Source organism: Erythrobacter sp. GH1-10 (genome assembly GCF_045363165.1).
Classification (GTDB): domain Bacteria; phylum Pseudomonadota; class Alphaproteobacteria; order Sphingomonadales; family Sphingomonadaceae; genus Erythrobacter.
The window spans coordinates 194,103-211,281 of sequence record NZ_JBJFLP010000001.1 but is presented as its reverse complement, the minus strand read 5'-3'; the positions used below and the strand labels follow the sequence as shown (position 1 = coordinate 211,281).

Here is a 17,179-nt window from a genome sequence, read left to right as displayed (position 1 = left end):
GCAAGAGAGGCAATCATGAGCAGGACGGAGCAAGGCGATTGGCAGGACGCATTGGCGCGGGCCGAAGCGCACGCGCCGTTCCTCGCCCGCTCGCTCGACCGGCAGCCCGAACTGCGTGGTTTGCTCGTCGATGGGGACGGAGAAGCAGCGCTCGCTTGGGCGAGGAAACGGGGCGAGCACGAGGATGCGGGTATTGGCATGCGGCGCGAGCGGCTGGCACTCGCGACAACCGTGGCGATCGCCGATCTCGCTGGCGCCTTTCCTTTGGCACGGGTGGTCGGCGAGCTGAGCGACTTTGCCGACCGCGCGCTCGACCGGGCGATCCGCACCGCGATCCTGGATCGGACCGGAAGCGACGGCCCCGATGGCTTTATCGCCCTCGCGCTCGGCAAGCAGGGAGCGCATGAGCTCAATTATTCCTCCGATATCGACCCGATCCTGCTCTACGATCCGCAGACATTGCGACGTCGGGAGGGCGAGGATCCGGGCGAAGCCGCGCAGCGCTATGCGCGGCAGGTCGTCAAACTGCTGTCCGAAAATACGGTCGAGGGTTACGTCCAGCGGGTCGATCTGCGTTTGCGTCCTGCCAGCGAGATCAGCCCTATGGCGGTGCCCTATAGCACGGCGCTGGCGCATTATCAGGGGCAGGCGCTCGCCTGGGAGCGCGCCGCGTTCACTCGCGCCCGGGCGGCGGCAGGAGATCTTGCCGCCGGGGAGAGATTTCTCGAAGCGATCCGGCCGTTCGTGTGGCGCCGCGACCTCGATTTCGGCGCGGTCGAGGAGATCCGCGAACTGACCCGGCGAATCCGCGAAAGCTATAAGGGGCCGCAGCGGCCCGGGCCCGGGTTCGATGTGAAGCGCGGGCGCGGCGGTATTCGCGAAATCGAATTTTACGCGCAGACGCACCAGCTCATCCATGGCGGTCGCGACCCGTCCTTGCGGGTGCGCGGCACGCGAGAGGCTCTCGATGCTCTCGCACGGGCGGGCTGGATCGACCCGGACCATGCCGTCACGCTCGGCGAAGGCTATGACCGGCTGCGGCAGATCGAGCACCGGCTGCAGATGGTGAATGACCGCCAGACGCACATTCTGCCCGAGAGCGAGGCGCTCGATGGCGTGGCACGGCTCGACGGGCTGGAAAACGGGGCAGCGCTGGTCGAGGAACTGGAAGAGCTCTCCGAGCGGACCGGCCAGATCTACGAAGCCCAGATCGGCGGGAAGCAGCGAAGCAAGGTGGAGACTCCCGCTGCCAGCCAGCTGGCCGAAAGGTTGGGCTCGCAAGGTTTCGCAGAGCCGGAGAAGCTGGCCGAACGGATCGAGGGGTGGCGCGATGGCAGGTTTCAGTCGCTGCGCTCGAAGCAGGCGATCGAGGCGTTCGACCACCTGCTTCCCGCCCTGCTCGACGCGATGGCCGCGAGCGACGACCCCGATCGCGCGATCGTCCGCTGGGAAGGCATCCTCGAACGCGCTTCGTCGGCAATCACCCTGTTCCGCCTGCTCGATGCGCGGCCCGAACTGCTCGACCGTCTGGTCGCGACGCTGACGCTCACCCCGAGCCTGTCCGACGAGCTTGCGCGCAGGCCCGAGCTGCTCGACACCCTGCTCGACCGCGAGGCGCTCGACCTGCCCGGCTCGATCGAGGAGATCGTCGCCCGGATGGAAGGCGCTGCGGTCCGGCGCGACTACGAGGCGGTGCTCGACGCCATCCGGGTGGTGACCGGCGAGATCCGTTTCGCGCTCGGGGTTCAGCTGATCGAAGGGATGTCGGACCCGCTCGATATAGCCGCCGCGCTCTCGCGCACGGCCGAGGCGGCGCTCCAGCTGGCACTGCGCGAGACCGAGCTCGAATTCGCCAGAGTGCATGGCCGGATAGAAGGCGGCGAATTGTTGGTGCTCGGCCTCGGAAGGCTGGGCGGAGGGGCGCTGACCCATGCCTCGGACCTCGACATCGTCTACCTCTTCACCGGGGACTTCGCAGCGCAATCGGACGGGCAGCGACCGCTCGGAGCCACGCATTACTTCAACCGCTTGGCGAGCCGTGTCAGCGCCGCCCTTTCGGTGCCGACCGCTCAGGGCGCGCTCTACGAGGTCGACACGCGATTGCGGCCGCAGGGCGCGCAGGGGCCGCTTGCGGTGAGCTGCGAGGCGTTTGCCAAATACCAGCAGGAGAGCGCGTGGACGTGGGAGCACATGGCGCTCGCGCGCTCGCGCCCGCTTGCCGGGTCGCAGGAGGCACGGGCGGACCTGCAGCGGATCGTCGATGCCGTCATCCGTCAGGATCGCGATCCCGACGAGCTTTGCGAGGCTGTGCTGTCGATGCGCGGCGAGATTGCGAAACACAAGCGGCCGGGCGGTCCGATCGACGTCAAGTTGCTGCGCGGCGGGCTGGTTGACTTCGAATTCCTGATCCATTTCCTGCAGCTGCGAGGCGGGCGCGAACTGGCCGATGCACATCCGGCTGCGTTCGATCCCGATCTCGGCACCGCGATTCCCGGATTGGTCGCCGCAGGACTGTTGCCGGAAGAGATCGTGTCAGCCTACGACCTGATGACGCGCATCCTCGTGGCCGGACGCTTGCTGGCCCCGGGCGGCAAGGAGCCTCCCGAATGCGCGGCCAAGGCGTTGGCCAAAGCGTGCGGCGCAAGCGTTTACGAGGATCTGCTGCATCGCCTCGTCAACGCGCGCCACGCTGTCACGATAGTGTGGAACAACATCTTCGGTCAGCCTATTGACGAGCAGAACCAATCAACGGAGAGCGACAATGAGTGATTTTCCCAGCGTCGGCGATGCCATGCCCGATATCGCGATGGAAACCCCCGATGGCGGCACGGTCAAACCGTCCGACTTCAAGGGCAAAAAGCTGGTGGTGTTCTTCTATCCCAAGGACAACACGCCCGGCTGCACCACCGAGGCCAAGGATTTCACCGCGCTAAAGGGTGAATTCGACAAGGCGGGTGTGGAGCTTCTCGGCGTGAGCAAGGACAGCGCGAAAAAGCACCAGAATTTCATCGCCAAGCACGATCTCAAGACGCCGCTGGCGACCGATGCCGAGGAAGGCGGGCTGTCCGATGCGCTCGGCATCTGGACCGAGAAGAAGATGTACGGGAAGACCTTCATGGGTATGGTACGGACAACCTATTTGGTTGGGCCCGATGGAAAGATCGCTCAGATCTGGAACAAGGTGAAGGTCAAGGGGCACGCCGAAGAAGTGCTTGACGCCGCCAAGGCGCTTTAAGCCCCGATGCAAACCGTCGCATCCGCCATTCGTTCGGCGCTGCTGACAGCCGATCCGCGCGCGAAGTGCTTTGCGACGCGCGATGTTGCGCGCCGATGGCGTCGTGGCCAGCTTGCATGGCAATTCGACGTCGCGATGCCCGACCAGCCGGCCTGGCCCGATGCCCCAGAGCTGCTGCCGCCGAATCGCATGCCCAAACGCGGAAAGTTCGGATCCGAGCGGGCGCGAATCGCGCTCTGGCACAGTCTTGCCCATATCGAATTCGTGGCGATCGACCTCGCGCTCGACATGGCGGGACGATTCGGGGAAACGATGGACGAGGAGTTCGTCGGCGACTTCCTCTCGGTCGCTGCCGACGAAGCGATGCATTTCGCGCTGCTCGCCCGCAAGCTCGAATCGCTTGGCAGCCATTACGGTGCATTGCCCGCGCACGCCGGGCTGTGGGAGGCGGCGCATAACACCCGGCATGACGTCGCCGCCCGGCTGGCGATCGTTCCGATGGTGCTCGAAGCGCGCGGACTTGACGTCACTCCGTCAACGCTCGAGCGGGTCAAATCGGCGGGCGATCACCATGGCGCAAAAATTCTCTCCCGGATCCTTGACGACGAAATCCGGCATGTCGGATTCGGAACCAAGCACTTTTTGCGGTGCGCGCAAATGCGCGGGAATCCAGCAGAATCGATGTGGCAATCGCTCGTTCGGGAGCACTTTCGGGGTGCCATTAAGCCGCCGTTCAACGACTCGGCGCGTCTTGCAGCCGGTTTGTCGCGCGAATTCTACGCGGAAGTTGCGCATTAAGATTTTCGCTCGATAACTCCACCCTCACGCGTTCAGGCAGGCCAATCGGTCCGTTTGAACACCGCCGCACTGCAAATCGCAGCAGTTCAGATTGCGAAGTCGGAGTGGCGCAAGAGTTGAGATGACGCGCTGACGAAGCGCGAAGGCGAAAACGCCGCTAACAAGGACCGGGTCAGTTATGAACACGCTGTTGAAGCGTCATTTTGGGAAGGCGACCGCCGCAATTTGCGCCGCTGCGTCGCTGATTGCCGCAGCGCCGGCCGCTGCAAACACCTCCACCAATTCCGCCGCCGATGTCACCGCGCCCGTCAAGGAAGCGCAGGCCGAGAGCCTGACATCGGGCGATCCGCGCTTCCGCCAGCTGTTCGCAAGCTGGACCGCGCTCGATCAGGCCGGACCGGGTGCGCCCGTCGAACAGCCGATCGTCGCAGTGCCGTCGCGTATGCCGCTTTCGGGTGCGCGGATGACGAGCAGCTACGGCATGCGCAACCATCCGGTCCTGCGCAAGCGCGCCCGCCACAAGGGCGTCGACCTCGCCGCTCCAACCGGCACGCCGGTTTACGCGACGGCTGACGGCATTGTCGGCCGCGCCGACTGGTTTTCGAGCTACGGTCTCTACATCAGCATCGATCACGGCGCCGATCTGGAAACCCGCTACGCGCACATGTCGAAGCTCGCCGTCACCGCCGGTGAAACCGTGCGCAAGGGCGACATTATTGGCTATGTTGGCTCGACCGGGCGTTCGACCGGCCCGCACCTTCACTACGAAGTCCGCGTCGATGGGGTTGCAGTAAACCCGATTCCCTATATGGTGGAAACCGAGGCACAGGTCGCGCTCGCTCAGGATAGCGCGCTGACCGGCATCGGCGGCGAATAAGCCTCCGAACGGTTTACCCGCCTGGAAGCGGGTCGGACATTGGAGAGGGTGTCCGAACATGGGCGGCGGGTTATCCCGCCGCCTTTTTTCTGTCCGGCGTCCGCAAGCGCCTGTTTCGATTTCGCTTGAGTGCGTGCGCCCTCCCGTTAGATTTCTTCCCAAGAGAGACAGGCGCGGCCCGTGCCGCGCGAGGGAGAAATCAATGAGCATGCATCCGATCGCGCACGCCGCGAACCGTCCCGACCATCCCGCCGTGATCATGGCGGGATCGGGCGAGCAAATCACCTATGCCGAGATGGATCAGGCGGCGAACCGGTTTGCGCAATTGCTGCGCGCCCGCGGGCTCGGGCCCGACGATGCCTTTGCGGTGCTTCTCGAAAACCGGATCGACTACTTCACGCTCGTCTGGGGGTCGCAGCGTGCGGGCACCATGCTCGTCCCGATCTCGACCCGGCTGACCGCGCCCGAAATCGCCTATATCCTTGAGGATTCGGGGGCGAAATTCCTGATCACGTCGCATGCCTTCGACGAGGTGCTCACGTCAATCCGGGAGCAATGCCCCGACCTCCCCGTCATGTTGGTGGGCGACGATGGGTCGGAAGGTTTCGAAGCTGCGCTCGCAGCGCAGCCTGCCGAGCCGATCGCCGATCAGCGCGCCGGGGCCACCATGCTGTATTCTTCGGGCACAACCGGGCGACCCAAGGGTATCCGCCCGGCGCCGCCCGCCGATCCCGATCCGCAAGCGGTCGTGCCGTTCCTCGGCCTCGCCACGATGGGTGCGGGGATGCCGACCGATGGCACCATGATCTACCTGTCGCCCGCGCCGCTTTACCACGCCGCACCGCTTGCATGGTGCTCGGCGGTGCATCGGCTTGGCGGAACGCTGGTGGTGATGGAAAAGTTCGAGCCCGAGGCGGCGCTGAAGGCGATCCAGGATTACAGGATCACCGACAGCCAGTGGGTGCCGACCCACTTCGTGCGCTTCCTCAAGCTCGATCCGGAAATCCGGACGAAATACGATCTTTCGAGCCACCGGCGCGCGCTCCATGCTGCTGCGCCATGCCCGGTCCCGATCAAGCGCGAGATGATCGAATGGTGGGGGCCGATCGTGAACGAGTACTACGCCGGTAGCGAAGGCATCGGCATGACCATGGTCAGGTCCGAAGACTGGCTCGCCCACCCGGGCACGGTCGGCAAGGCGATCTACGGCACGTTGCACATTTGCGGGCCCGATGGCGAGGAACTCCCGGCAGGCGAGGACGGCCTCATCTATTTCGAGAACGTGTTGCTGCCGACCTATCACAACGATCCCGAAAAGACGCGCGAGGCGATGCATCCCAAGGGCTGGATGACTTTGGGCGATATCGGGCATGTCGATGGGGATGGGTACCTCTATCTCACCGACCGCAAGAGCCACATGATCATCTCGGGCGGGGTCAACATCTATCCGCAGGAGATCGAGAACCTGCTGGTGACGCATGACAAGGTGATGGACGCAGCGGTGATCGGCGCGCCCGATCCCGACCTGGGCGAGAAGGTCGTGGCGGTGGTGCAGCCGCTCGACATGGCCGATGCCGGCGAGGATTTCGAAGCCGAGCTGCGCGATTTCCTCGCGCCCAACTTGTCCAAGATCAAGATGCCGAAGCTGTTCGATTTCCGGCCCGATTTGCCGCGCGAGGCCAACGGCAAGCTCTATAAGCGCGAGTTGCGCGACGAATACGCAGAGAAGGCTGACGCCTGATGGGCGAACCGGCAATCCTGCCGACCGAGATCGCCAAGCAGGTGATCGACCCGCACGCCTACGCCGAATGGAACAGCCTGCTCGACACGTTTGACCGGCTGCGCGAAGAGAGCCCAGTCGCCAGGATCGTGCCCGAACAGGAAGGGCTGTTCGAACCTTTCTGGCTGGTCACCCGCTACGATGACGTGATGCGGATTTCGAAAGACAACTCAACCTTCCTCAACAATCCGCGCCCGGTCGTGTTCAGCTTCAATCAGGCGATCGAATTCAGCCGCGCGGCGACCGGATCGGACATGCTGGTCGATTCGCTGGTGGTGTTCGACGCGCCGATCCATCCCAAGTACCGCAAGCTGACGCAGGACTGGTTCATGCCGCGCAACCTCGCGCGGATCGAGGACGAGATCCGCGCGCTGGCGCATCGCACTGTCGACCGCATGATCGAGCAGGGCGCGGAAGTCGATTTCGTCAAGGAAGTCGCCGGACCCTATCCGCTTCGGGTGGTGATGCAGATCCTCGGCGTGCCTCCCGAAGACGAGCCGCGGATGCAGATGCTCACCCAGCAGCTGTTCGGCGGGCAGGATGCCGATCTTTCGGGCACCGGCATGGACCAGATGACGCCCGAACAGGTTGTGCAGATCGTCGCCGGGGCGGTGAAGACTTTCGAGGGTTACTTCGCCGCGCTCGCCGAGGATCGCCGTGCGAACCCGACCGAGGACGTCGCGAGCGTGATCGCCAACGCCACAGTCGACGGCAAGCCGCTGCCGCCGCGCGACATGGCAGGCTACTACATCATTGTTGCCACCGCCGGGCATGACACCACCAGTGCGTCGACCGCCGGAGCGATGCAGGCGCTGGCGAACGATCCCGGGCAATGGGCGAAGGTGAAAGCCGACCGGTCGCTGCTTCCGGGTATCGTCGAGGAGGCCATCCGCTGGACCTCGCCGGTGCAGCATTTCATGCGCACTGCCGCCGAAGACGTCGAGATCGGCGGGCAGCAGGTGAAGGCGGGCGACTGGATGATGATCAACTACGTCGCGGCCAATCACGATCCGGCGCAATTCGACAATCCGCGCACATTCGATGCTGCGCGCTCGCCCAACCGACATCTGGCGTTCGGAGCGGGGGCGCACCAGTGCCTCGGCCTGCATCTTGCGCGGCTCGAAATGCGCATCCTGTTCGAAGCGCTCCTCGACCGGATCGAGACGGTCGAACCTGCAGGCGAAGCGAAGCGCGCGACCAGTACATTCGTGGGAGGTTTGAAGACACTGCCGCTCAGGATCACGCCAGTGTAAGCCTTATATATGGGCTGTATCTTGAACAATTCAAGTGCAATCGTGCAAGATTTGTTTGTTTGACGAATTTATCGAACGCAAATTCCGATTTTCCTGTTATTTCCGGGAAACATGTGTTAATCGACCATTCATGGGAAAAACTTGGAGAATGGATGTTGCAGGCTCTGCGGCGCGGAGTCGTTTGGGTGAAATACGATGACTTTGCTTGAACCATACAACCTGCCATTTGCGGTGGCGATCGCCCTGCTGGCGTTCGTGGCGATCGCCCAGATCCTCGGCGCGGGCGACATGTTCGGTGGCGATGCGGAGATCGATATCGACATTGATGCCGACGTCGATGGCGGCGAGGTCGTTTCGGGCGCCGGGTTCCTCGGCGGGCTGCTCAGCCTGATCGGCCTGGGGCGCGTGCCCTTCCTCGTCTGGCTAACGATGTTTCTCGTCCTGTTCGCCGCGATCGGCGTGTCGGGTCAGGCGCTCGCGCTCAGCCTGTTGGGCTCGCCGCTCCACACCGGGCTTGCAGGCGTGCTCGCCGGTATCGGCACCTTGCCGGTCGCCGGACTTGTCGCTCGCCCGATAGGCGCGTTGCTGCCCAAGGATGAAACGTCCGCCGTCGGTCTCGACAGCCTCGTGCGCCGCGATGCCGAGATTTACACAGGCACGGCGCGCAAAGGCTCGCCTGCGCGCTCGAAAGTGCTCGATATCCACGGGCACCCGCATTTCGTCATGGTCGAACCCCATGATCCCGATGTAGAACTCAGGGAGGGAGAAACAGTCCTCCTGGTTCGCCGCGAAGGGGGAATCTTCTTCGCGGTGCAATACGAAAATCGCTTGCTCGGACTGGATTAAGAGGTTGCACTCGCCGGGCACACCACACGCCGATGCGCAGCCCCGAAGCGCATGGCAAACCCGAAACAGGAGGAATGATGGAACTTTTTGATATCCTGATGTGGGCTGGCATCATCTTCACCGCCTTCCTTGTCATCATCATATCGATGACGATGCTCTATCGCCGCGCGTCGAAGGAAACCGCCTTCGTGCGGACCGGCGTCGGCGGCGAAAAGGTCGTGATGAATGGCGGCGCGCTGGTGCTGCCGGTCTTCCACGAGACAATGCCGGTCAACATGAACACGCTGGTGCTCTCGGTTATCCGCCGCGATGCCGAAGCGCTGATCACGCTCGACCGCTTGCGGATCGACGTGAAGGCGGAATTCTATGTCCGCGTTCGCCCCGATGCCGGCGCAATCGCCATGGCGGCGCAGACGCTCGGCCAGCGCACGATGCAGCCGGAAATGCTCAAGGATCTCGTCGAGGGCAAATTCGTCGACGCGCTGCGCTCGGTCGCGGCGGGCATGAGCATGAACGAACTGCACGAACAGCGTGCCGACTTCGTCCAGAAGGTGCAGCAGGTGTCCTCGAACGACCTTGCGATGAACGGTCTGGAGCTTGAATCGGTCTCGCTCACCGGACTCGACCAGACTTCGATCGAGCACTTCAACGCCAACAACGCGTTCGACGCCGAAGGTCTCACCAAGCTCACCGAGCAGATCGAAGCGCGCAAGAAGCTGCGCAACGACATCGAACAGGACACGCGCGTCCAGATGGAGACAAAGAACCTTGAAGCCGACCAGCGCAGCTTCGAAATCGGGCGCGACACCGAATATGCGAGGCTCGAACAGGAACGGGAGGTCGAAATCCGACGCGCCGCTCAGGCCTCGGAAATCGCCCGCGAACAGGCCGAACGCCAGCGTGAAGCCGATGCCGCGCGGATCGAGGCCAAAAAGCAGGTCGACGCGCAGCAGATCGAGGCCGACCGGCTCGTCGAAGAGGCCCGGATCGACCAGGTTCGCGCCCTCGAAATCGCCCGGCAGGAACAGCAGATCGCAGTCCAGAACAAGTCGCGCGAGGAAAGCCAGGCCAAGGCCGAAGCCGACGCCGCGCGCGCCAAGGCGGTCGAAGCCGAAGAGCAGGTCGCGACGGCTCGCGAAAGCGAGATCGCCGAACGTCAGAAGAAGATCGAGCTGATCGAGGCGTCGAAGCAGGCCGAACGCGATGCGATCAGCATCAAAGTCGAAGCCGAGGCCGAACGCGACGCTGCGGGCAATCGCGCCGAAGCGCTCCGCCGCGAGGCCGAGGGTGAAGCCGAAGCCGAAAAGCTTCGCGCCGAAGCCGCCCGTGTGCGCTTCGAGGTCGAAGCTGCCGGTCAGCAGGCGATCAACGAGGCCGCGAACATCCTGTCGATGGACCAGATCAGCCTGCAGACGAAGCTGGCGCTGCTCAAGGTCCTACCCGAGGTAATCCGCGAAAGCGCCAAGCCGATGGAAGCTATCGATTCGATCAAGATCGTCCAGGTCGATGGTCTCACCAATGGTGGCGGAAAAGGCTCCGGCGGCAATGGCTCGGTCGGTGGCGGTTCGGGCAACCTTGCCAGCGATGCGGTCTCAGCCGCGCTCGCCTATCGCGCGCAAGCACCCGTCCTCGACGGGCTGATGAAGGAGCTTGGTCTCGACGGCTCTTCGCTCGGCACGCTGGTGAAGGCCGCGGCGGAAGACCCCAAGTCGGATGCAGCCCGGGCGCTGTCCGAGCTCAGCTTCGACGAGGACATTGTCGCTCCCGAAGGCCTCGGCGTCCAAGGCGAAGAGCCGAAGGAAGAAGCCGCCGAGTAGGCTCGGCGAGCTTGAGATCGAAGCCCCGGGGTGCCTTGCCGCTCCGGGGTTTTCGCTTGCCTAATTGAGCAACCGCTCGGCGATCGCGCGCACATCCGCGCCCATGTCTTCGCGCTGCAGCGCGAGCGCAAGCGTCGCTTCGACAAAGCCGGTCTTGCTGCCGCAGTCATAGCGGTTGCCGTCGAATGTGACCGCGTGGAACGGCTGGTCGCCGATCATCTTCGCCATCGCGTCGGTCAGCTGGATTTCGCCGCCCGCTCCCTTTTCCTGGCTCTCGAGCACCCGCATCACTTCGGGCTGGAGAATGTAGCGTCCCGAGACGATCTTGTTCGAGGGCGCATCGGCAACCGCAGGCTTTTCGACCAGCCCGGTAACCTCCGTCAGCGCCCCGTTCGTCGCGCCGGGCGCAATCACGCCATAGGACGACACCTCGGCCATCGGCACCTCGAGGACGCTGATCAGGTTTCCGCCGACCTCGTTATAGGCATCGACCATCTGCTTCATGCAGCCGGTTCCCCCGCGATTGCCGATCATCAGCTCGTCGGGAAGGAAGATCGCGAAGGGGTCGTCGCCGACGATGGCCCGAGCGCACCAGATCGCGTGGCCGAGGCCCAGCGGGACCTGCTGGCGAACGGTGATGATGTCGCCCGGAGTCGCGCGGGTCGATTCGAGCACCGACAGGTCCTTTCCGCGCTCGCTCATCGTGTCTTCGAGCTCGTAGGCGACGTCGAAATGTTCGACGATCGCGGTCTTGCCGCGCCCAGTGACGAAAATCATCTGTTCGATCCCCGCCTCGCGCGCCTCGTCCACCGCATACTGGATCAGCGGGCGGTCGACGATCGGCAGAAGTTCCTTCGGAATCGCCTTTGTCGCAGGGAGGAAACGCGTGCCCAGCCCCGCAACGGGGAAGACGGCTTTCTTGATCGGTTTGTGGCTGCTCATGTCACCTCGGTTAGGGCCTTGGAGATCGCCGCGTCAACTGGATGCATTGCATTGCCGCTCTGTGACGTTTGCGCGCGCGTGCAAACACGATAAAGGCAGCCGTATGGACAAACTCATCATTCGTGGCGGCAATCGCCTTTCCGGCACCATTCCGATCTCGGGCGCGAAGAACGCCGCGCTCACGCTGATTCCGTGCGCGCTGCTCACCGAAGAACCGGTGACTTTGCGCAACCTGCCGCGGCTCGCGGATATCGACGGGTTCCAGCACCTGATGAACCAGTTCGGCGTCACCACCGCGATCCAGGGCACCCGTCCGGAGGATTTCGGCAGGGTGATGACGCTCGAAGCGACGCGGATCACCTCGACCGTCGCGCCTTACGATCTGGTGCGCAAGATGCGCGCCTCGATCCTCGTCCTCGGACCGATGCTCGCACGCACAGGCGAGGCGACGGTTTCGATGCCGGGCGGCTGCGCGATCGGCAACCGGCCGATCGATCTCCATCTGAAGGCATTGGAAGCCTTCGGCGCCGAGATCGAGCTGACGCAGGGCTACGTCAAGGCGATGGCCCCCGAGGGCGGCCTCCCCGGCGGCGAGTTCGACTTCCCGGTCGTTTCGGTCGGCGCGACCGAGAACGCGGTCATGGCTGCAGTGCTGGCGAACGGCACCTGCCGACTGTTCAACGCCGCGCGCGAGCCCGAAATCGTCGATCTGTGCAACCTGCTCGTGGCGATGGGAGCCGAAATCGAGGGTATTGGCACCTCGGATCTCACCATCCACGGGGTCAAGCGGCTCCACGGCGCGACCTACCGCGTGATGCCCGACCGGATCGAAGCCGGCTCCTATGCCTGCGCGGCGGCGATCACCGGAGGCGAAGTCCGCCTCGAAGGCGCGAATGCGCACGATATGGCCTCCACTACCCACGCGCTGCAAGCGATCGGCGTCGAAGTCGAAGAGGACAAGAAGGGCGTGACGGTGCGCGCGAAGGGCGCGCTGAAGCCGGTCAATCTCACCACCGCGCCTTTCCCGGGGCTCGCCACCGACATGCAGGCGCAGCTGATGAGCCTGCTGACCAAGGCCGAGGGCACGAGCGTGCTCAAGGAAACGATCTTCGAAAACCGCTTCATGCACGTGCCCGAACTCGCGCGGATGGGCGCGGATATCGCGACCGAAGGCCGCACCGCGATCGTCAAGGGACCGAGCGATCTGACCGGCGCCGAAGTGATGGCGACCGACCTGCGCGCCTCGATGAGCCTGATCATCGCCGCGCTCGCGGCCGAGGGCGAAACGCAAGTGCGACGCATCTACCACCTCGACCGTGGATACGAACGGCTGGAAGAGAAGCTCCAGCTGGTCGGCGCGGATATCGAGCGGGTCGGCGACGACTGACCTTCAACCGGGTAACTCGCGCCCCATGCTCATGCGCGGTTCTTCGATGAAACCAAGCGAGGCATAAAAGCTGGCAACTTCGACATTATCGGCGCGAATCTGCAAGTTGACCTTGCCGCATCCGCGCTTGCCAAGTTCGGCTACAGCTCTCTCAACCAGTGCTTTGCCCACGCCCTTGCGCCTGTGATCGGGCGAGGTGGCGATCAGATAAAGCCAGCCGCGATGACCATCCCAGCCAGCCATGGCGGTGCCGATCACCTGACCTTTGCCATCGAGCGCCACCCAGAACAAGCCATCACCTAGCGCCACCTTCGACGGGATGGCGTTTTCGGCGCGGTTGCGCGGTGCGGCACCGGGAAAGACCTCGCGCCAAAGGCGATCTACACCGTCGAAATGCTCGTCGCGATAGTTCAGGACGCGGGTCATGTTCTGATCTCCTGAAACAGCCACACCCGTATCGCGCTCGCCAGCCCCGGCGGTGTGTCCGCCTTGATCCGCTCGGCATCGATCCGTGCGACGAGCGCGTTGATCGGAATGTCCCGCTCTTCCGCAGCTGTACGGAGCATGTCCCAAAACAGGGGCTCGAGGCTGATGGAGGTCTTGTGCCCAGCGATCTCGACCGAGCGTTTGACTGGGGGGTGATAGGGCGTGCTGCTCATCGACATAGCGGGTAGCAAGTGGCTGAATCCCTGTCCGCAGCGAGTCTGCAGGAAATCCGGAAAGTTGACGAAGTTGACACCGTGTCACCCGTATTTGTCACCCGCAACCTCCTGAGTGAAATAACAAAATATCGCGGAAAGCGAAGTTGACACTTCGCGGGATCGGTGCCCGAATTTGCCTGATCAAGCGGTATTGGTGTTGAGGTCGACGACATGTTGGAGCTGTGGTCCTAACCGATTCCGCATAGGTAGGAAAATGCAGCGGGCCCTGCGGCTCCCTTCAGCGCCGCTGCATCACTCGCGTCGATCTTGCTGCGGATCGATCGTTTGCCAGAGGCGCTGCGCCAGATCATCGAGCGGAACCCAGTGGTCGCCGCCCACGATGTTGATACGCGTCACATTTGCGCCGCCAGCCTGTTCCAGTTTCTCGGCCGATTCCGCGTCGATCGTTTCGTCCGCACTGCCGTGCAGCAGGAAGAGCGGTTCGTTGATCAGCGCGACTTTTGCGAGATTATCGTACTTTTCCTTCACGAACGGTCGCGCGATCCACGGCACGGCATCTTTCAAGCGTGTGAACGCGCCAAGCGTCACCACGCCATCGAAATCGTGACGCGTTGCCATCTCGATGGCGACCGCGCCGCCCAGCGAAAACCCGAACACGAAGATGCGGGCATCGGGATAGAGCTCGCGCGTCTTGGCGACCCACGACTCCGCATCGCGGTAAAGGCCCGCTTCCGAAGGTGTCCCGGGATTGTCGCCATAGCCGCGATACGACGCAGCGATCACTCCTGCACCTTGGGCCGCAAGGGGTTCGACGCGGCGCGCCATGACGAGGTGGTTGTAGCTGTTCCCGTGGAAGACGAGCATGACCGGTGCATCCTCGCCCTTCCTCGGGAAGTGCGCGCCTTCGAGGGTCAAACCGTCTTCAGTCGTGACAGAAAGGGCGGCGGGAGCTTCGCCCGACCATTCGACCTCGGTATCGGCCAGCGAAACCGGCTGATACACTCGGCCGGATATGAGCCCGGCGCTGGCTGGAGCGGATGCCAGCAAGATCGCAGCAGCAAGGGCCGAAACCAGACCCGCTTTCAAACGCTTCATCAGAGCCAAATCCCTCCGAACGACCGGCCTTAGACCGGCGCGATTGCCCAGAGATGAACTTTCATCAATACATGTGCTGGCCGCCATTGATGCTCATCGTCGAGCCGGTCACGAAGCCTGCGTCCTCTGCGCACAGGAAGCTTACCCCGCGCGCGATTTCCTCGGCTTGGCCGAGCCGGCCGACCGGGATCTTGGCGATGATCTTCTCGAGCACGCCCTGCGGCACGGCGGCGACCATGTCGGTGTCGATATAGCCCGGCGCGATCGCGTTCACCGTCACGCCGAACTTCGCGCCTTCCTGCGCCAGCGCCTTGGTGAAGCCATGGATGCCCGACTTTGCGGCGGCGTAATTGACCTGGCCGTATTGCCCGGCCTGTCCGTTGATCGAGCCGATATTGACGATCCGGCCCCAGCCGCGCTCGCGCATTCCGGGGAAGCAGGCCTTGGCCATGTTGAAGCACCCGCCGAGGTTGATGCGCATCACCTCGTTCCAGTCCTCGAAGCTCATCTTGTGGAGCGTGCCGTCGCGGGTGATGCCCGCATTGTTCACCACCACCTCGACCGGACCGATCTCGTCATGGATCTGCTGGCACCCGGCAAGCGTCGCCTCGTGATCGCCGACGTCCCATTTGTAGGTCGAAATGCCGAGCTCTTCGCTGCATTTCTTCGCCGCTTCATCGTTGCCGGCATAGTTGGCGACGACGTTGAACCCGTCCGACTTGAGTCGTTCGCAGATCGCGCGCCCGATTCCGCGGGTTCCACCCGTAACAACGGCTACTCGATTCATCGGGTTCATTGTGCAGCATCCTTCCCAGAAATCTTGATTGCTACGAACCTAGCGGTGACGTTACGGAAGGCAAAGAAAAACCCCGCCGAAGCGGGGTCCCTGCATACGAATTTCCGTGTCGGATCAGAAGCGGATCTGGGTCCCGACATAAACCGCCTGGCTGTCCTGCACCGAGTCGGTGAGCGGATCGAGCCGGTCGCGCTCCTGCGAGTAGCGAACGCCGGCGGTGACATCGAGGTTCTTCGACAGGCGGAAGCTGCCGCCGACATCGACCGAGGATTCGGACGCGTCGAGCGTGTTCGGCGAACGGCCCGCAATCGCGCGGTCCTCAAGCTCGATGCGCGGCTGGAGGCGGCTCGGCTTGTCTTCCGCGCGCGGCTTGGCCGGTGCGAATTCCGAAAGATCGGGAACGCTCAGGTTCTTGACGTTGCTCGGCAGTTCGATCGGGCGGGCGAAGCTCTGATATCCGCGCGCGGTGCCGAGGTTGAACTTGCTCGGTTGCAGCGCGGAGAGCGAGGTGCCCACGCCCGGTGCAGCGTCGATCGCGTTGCGGACCGACACCGCCTTGGCGGTTTCGTCGTCGATCCGGACGGCGACGGTCACAGTCCTGTCGCGCAGGACCGGATTGGATCCGGCCGGAGTGAAGCGGATGCCCTTCTCGCCGGCTTTCTTGGCCACGCGGGCCGCAAGCTCGGGATCGACCGAGGCGGGGGTGAATATGTCGAGCGCGGAGCTCGCGCCGGAAGCCGAGTTCTGGCTGAAACCGACCACTGCGAGGCTTGCCGTGGGGAGACCGAGCAGCAGGGCACCGGCCATGGCCAGCACGGGCAGCTTGTGCTGCTTCGTCGCTCGCTTGTTCGGTCCGCCTGACATATTCGCCTGCTATCCCATATCCGCGCAGTTCAGCCTGCGCTTCTTTCAGCCCCACCGGATAAAGCAGATTGCGCCTTAATCCCCGATGAGCGCCATTAGATTCGTACTACAAGACGTTGTTGATAGGATTGCCGTAGCCCGCTGTGCAATCTTTTCCACACCATCCAGCCATGTTCGCTGCCAAACTGTTGCCCAAGGCACACAGCTTGGCGATGCGGAAATCCCCGATTCAGCGGGGCTTAAGGCGCACAATGGCCTAGATTCGCGAGGATTCCGGGCATTGCGTGCGATGGACCGGGTGGCACAACGCTTGCCGCGCGGCGTGCGGGAGTTATAGAGCCATGAAACACAGACAAAGGGATTTCTCGTTGTGACACGCGCCAAACACGCTCTTCTGCAAACGACTCGAGTCGCGCTGGCATGCGGCGCGATCGCCAGCCTTGCCGCTTGCGGCGGGCGCGATCGCCCGACGACCGAGCTGCAGGCCGCGCAGATCAACACGATCGGGGTCAACGCCTTCCTGTGGCGGGCCGCGCTCGAAACCGTCAGCTTCGCGCCGCTGCTTTCCGCCGACAGCTCGGGCGGGGTGATCGCGACCGACTGGTATGCGAACCCTTCCAATCCGGACGAGCGGGTCAAGCTGACCGTCACGATCCTCGATCAGGACCTGCGCGCCGATGCCCTGCGCGTCGCCGCCAGCCGCCAGGTGGCGCAGGATGGTCGCTGGGTGGAAGCACCGGTCCAGGCCGCGACCGTGCAGAAGCTCGAGGACATCATCCTCACCAAGGCGCGCGACCTGCGCCGCAAGGCTCTCGCTTCCTGATCCA

16 protein-coding genes are annotated in these 17,179 nt (G+C 63.7%); 10 read left to right on the top strand and 6 right to left on the bottom strand.

The genetic code is table 11. The features are described from left to right. Positions 1–15 precede the first annotated feature (15 nt). The 8 genes from glnE (at position 16) to ACI5KX_RS00995 (ending at position 10,606) form a co-directional block, all read left to right on the top strand. Entirely contained in the window at positions 16–2,769 is a 2,754-nt protein-coding gene (gene glnE / locus ACI5KX_RS01030) for a bifunctional [glutamate--ammonia ligase]-adenylyl-L-tyrosine phosphorylase/[glutamate--ammonia-ligase] adenylyltransferase (RefSeq protein ID WP_406808821.1), read from the top strand. Continuing rightward, complete coding sequence (locus ACI5KX_RS01025) at positions 2,762–3,235, top strand: peroxiredoxin (RefSeq protein WP_406808820.1); 474 nt, start codon at positions 2,762–2,764, stop codon at positions 3,233–3,235. Before glnE ends, ACI5KX_RS01025 begins: the two co-directional genes overlap by 8 nt. 6 nt (positions 3,236–3,241) lie before the next feature. Continuing rightward, complete coding sequence (locus tag ACI5KX_RS01020) at positions 3,242–4,033, top strand: ferritin-like domain-containing protein (protein ID WP_406808819.1); 792 nt, start codon at positions 3,242–3,244, stop codon at positions 4,031–4,033. 178 nt (positions 4,034–4,211) lie between these two features. Further along, the gene (locus ACI5KX_RS01015; protein WP_406808818.1) at positions 4,212–4,910 is read left to right on the top strand and encodes a M23 family metallopeptidase; all 699 of its coding nucleotides are present in this window, start codon (positions 4,212–4,214) and stop codon (positions 4,908–4,910) included. 208 nt (positions 4,911–5,118) lie between these two features. After that, positions 5,119–6,651, top strand: coding sequence for an acyl-CoA synthetase (locus tag ACI5KX_RS01010; protein WP_406811293.1), 1,533 nt, complete (start codon positions 5,119–5,121; stop codon positions 6,649–6,651). Further along, entirely contained in the window at positions 6,651–7,943 is a 1,293-nt protein-coding gene (locus ACI5KX_RS01005; RefSeq protein WP_406808817.1) for a cytochrome P450, read from the top strand. Before ACI5KX_RS01010 ends, ACI5KX_RS01005 begins: the two co-directional genes overlap by 1 nt. A 195-nt stretch (positions 7,944–8,138) precedes the next feature. After that, complete coding sequence (locus tag ACI5KX_RS01000; protein ID WP_406808816.1) at positions 8,139–8,789, top strand: OB-fold-containig protein; 651 nt, start codon at positions 8,139–8,141, stop codon at positions 8,787–8,789. Between the two features lie 98 nt (positions 8,790–8,887). Then, the gene (locus ACI5KX_RS00995; RefSeq protein WP_406811292.1) at positions 8,888–10,606 is read left to right on the top strand and encodes a flotillin family protein; all 1,719 of its coding nucleotides are present in this window, start codon (positions 8,888–8,890) and stop codon (positions 10,604–10,606) included. A gap of 60 nt (positions 10,607–10,666) precedes the next feature. Here the strand turns inward: ACI5KX_RS00995 and ACI5KX_RS00990 are convergent, their stop codons facing one another. After that, on the bottom strand, positions 10,667–11,548 hold the full coding sequence (locus ACI5KX_RS00990; protein ID WP_406808815.1) for a UTP--glucose-1-phosphate uridylyltransferase: 882 nt from the start codon (positions 11,546–11,548) through the stop codon (positions 10,667–10,669). Between the two features lie 103 nt (positions 11,549–11,651). Here ACI5KX_RS00990 and murA point away from each other — a divergent pair, with 103 nt between their 5' ends. Further along, a complete protein-coding gene (murA, locus tag ACI5KX_RS00985) occupies positions 11,652–12,935 on the top strand; it encodes a UDP-N-acetylglucosamine 1-carboxyvinyltransferase (protein ID WP_406808814.1) in 1,284 nt (427 codons plus the stop codon). Positions 12,936–12,938: 3 nt separating this feature from the next. On the opposite strand, the gene ACI5KX_RS00980 is transcribed toward murA, so the two are convergent. The 5 genes from ACI5KX_RS00980 to ACI5KX_RS00960 form a co-directional block, all read right to left on the bottom strand. Next, positions 12,939–13,361 (bottom strand): GNAT family acetyltransferase, encoded by a 423-nt coding sequence (locus tag ACI5KX_RS00980; RefSeq protein ID WP_406808813.1) that lies wholly within the window; start codon positions 13,359–13,361, stop codon positions 12,939–12,941. Further along, positions 13,358–13,594, bottom strand: a complete 237-nt coding sequence (locus tag ACI5KX_RS00975; RefSeq protein ID WP_406808812.1) for a ribbon-helix-helix domain-containing protein — start codon at positions 13,592–13,594, stop codon at positions 13,358–13,360. Before ACI5KX_RS00975 ends, ACI5KX_RS00980 begins: the two co-directional genes overlap by 4 nt. Before the next feature lie 294 nt (positions 13,595–13,888). Further along, entirely contained in the window at positions 13,889–14,692 is an 804-nt protein-coding gene (locus ACI5KX_RS00970) for an alpha/beta hydrolase (RefSeq protein ID WP_406808811.1), read from the bottom strand. Between the two features lie 64 nt (positions 14,693–14,756). Further along, positions 14,757–15,479: an acetoacetyl-CoA reductase gene (phbB, locus tag ACI5KX_RS00965; protein WP_406811291.1), complete on the bottom strand. Its 723-nt coding sequence runs from the start codon at positions 15,477–15,479 to the stop codon at positions 14,757–14,759. 123 nt (positions 15,480–15,602) lie between these two features. After that, a complete protein-coding gene (locus ACI5KX_RS00960) occupies positions 15,603–16,352 on the bottom strand; it encodes a hypothetical protein (protein ID WP_406808810.1) in 750 nt (249 codons plus the stop codon). 394 nt (positions 16,353–16,746) lie between these two features. Between ACI5KX_RS00960 and ACI5KX_RS00955 the strand changes: the two genes are divergently transcribed. After that, a complete protein-coding gene (locus tag ACI5KX_RS00955) occupies positions 16,747–17,175 on the top strand; it encodes a DUF3576 domain-containing protein (RefSeq protein ID WP_406811290.1) in 429 nt (142 codons plus the stop codon). Positions 17,176–17,179 lie beyond the last annotated feature (4 nt).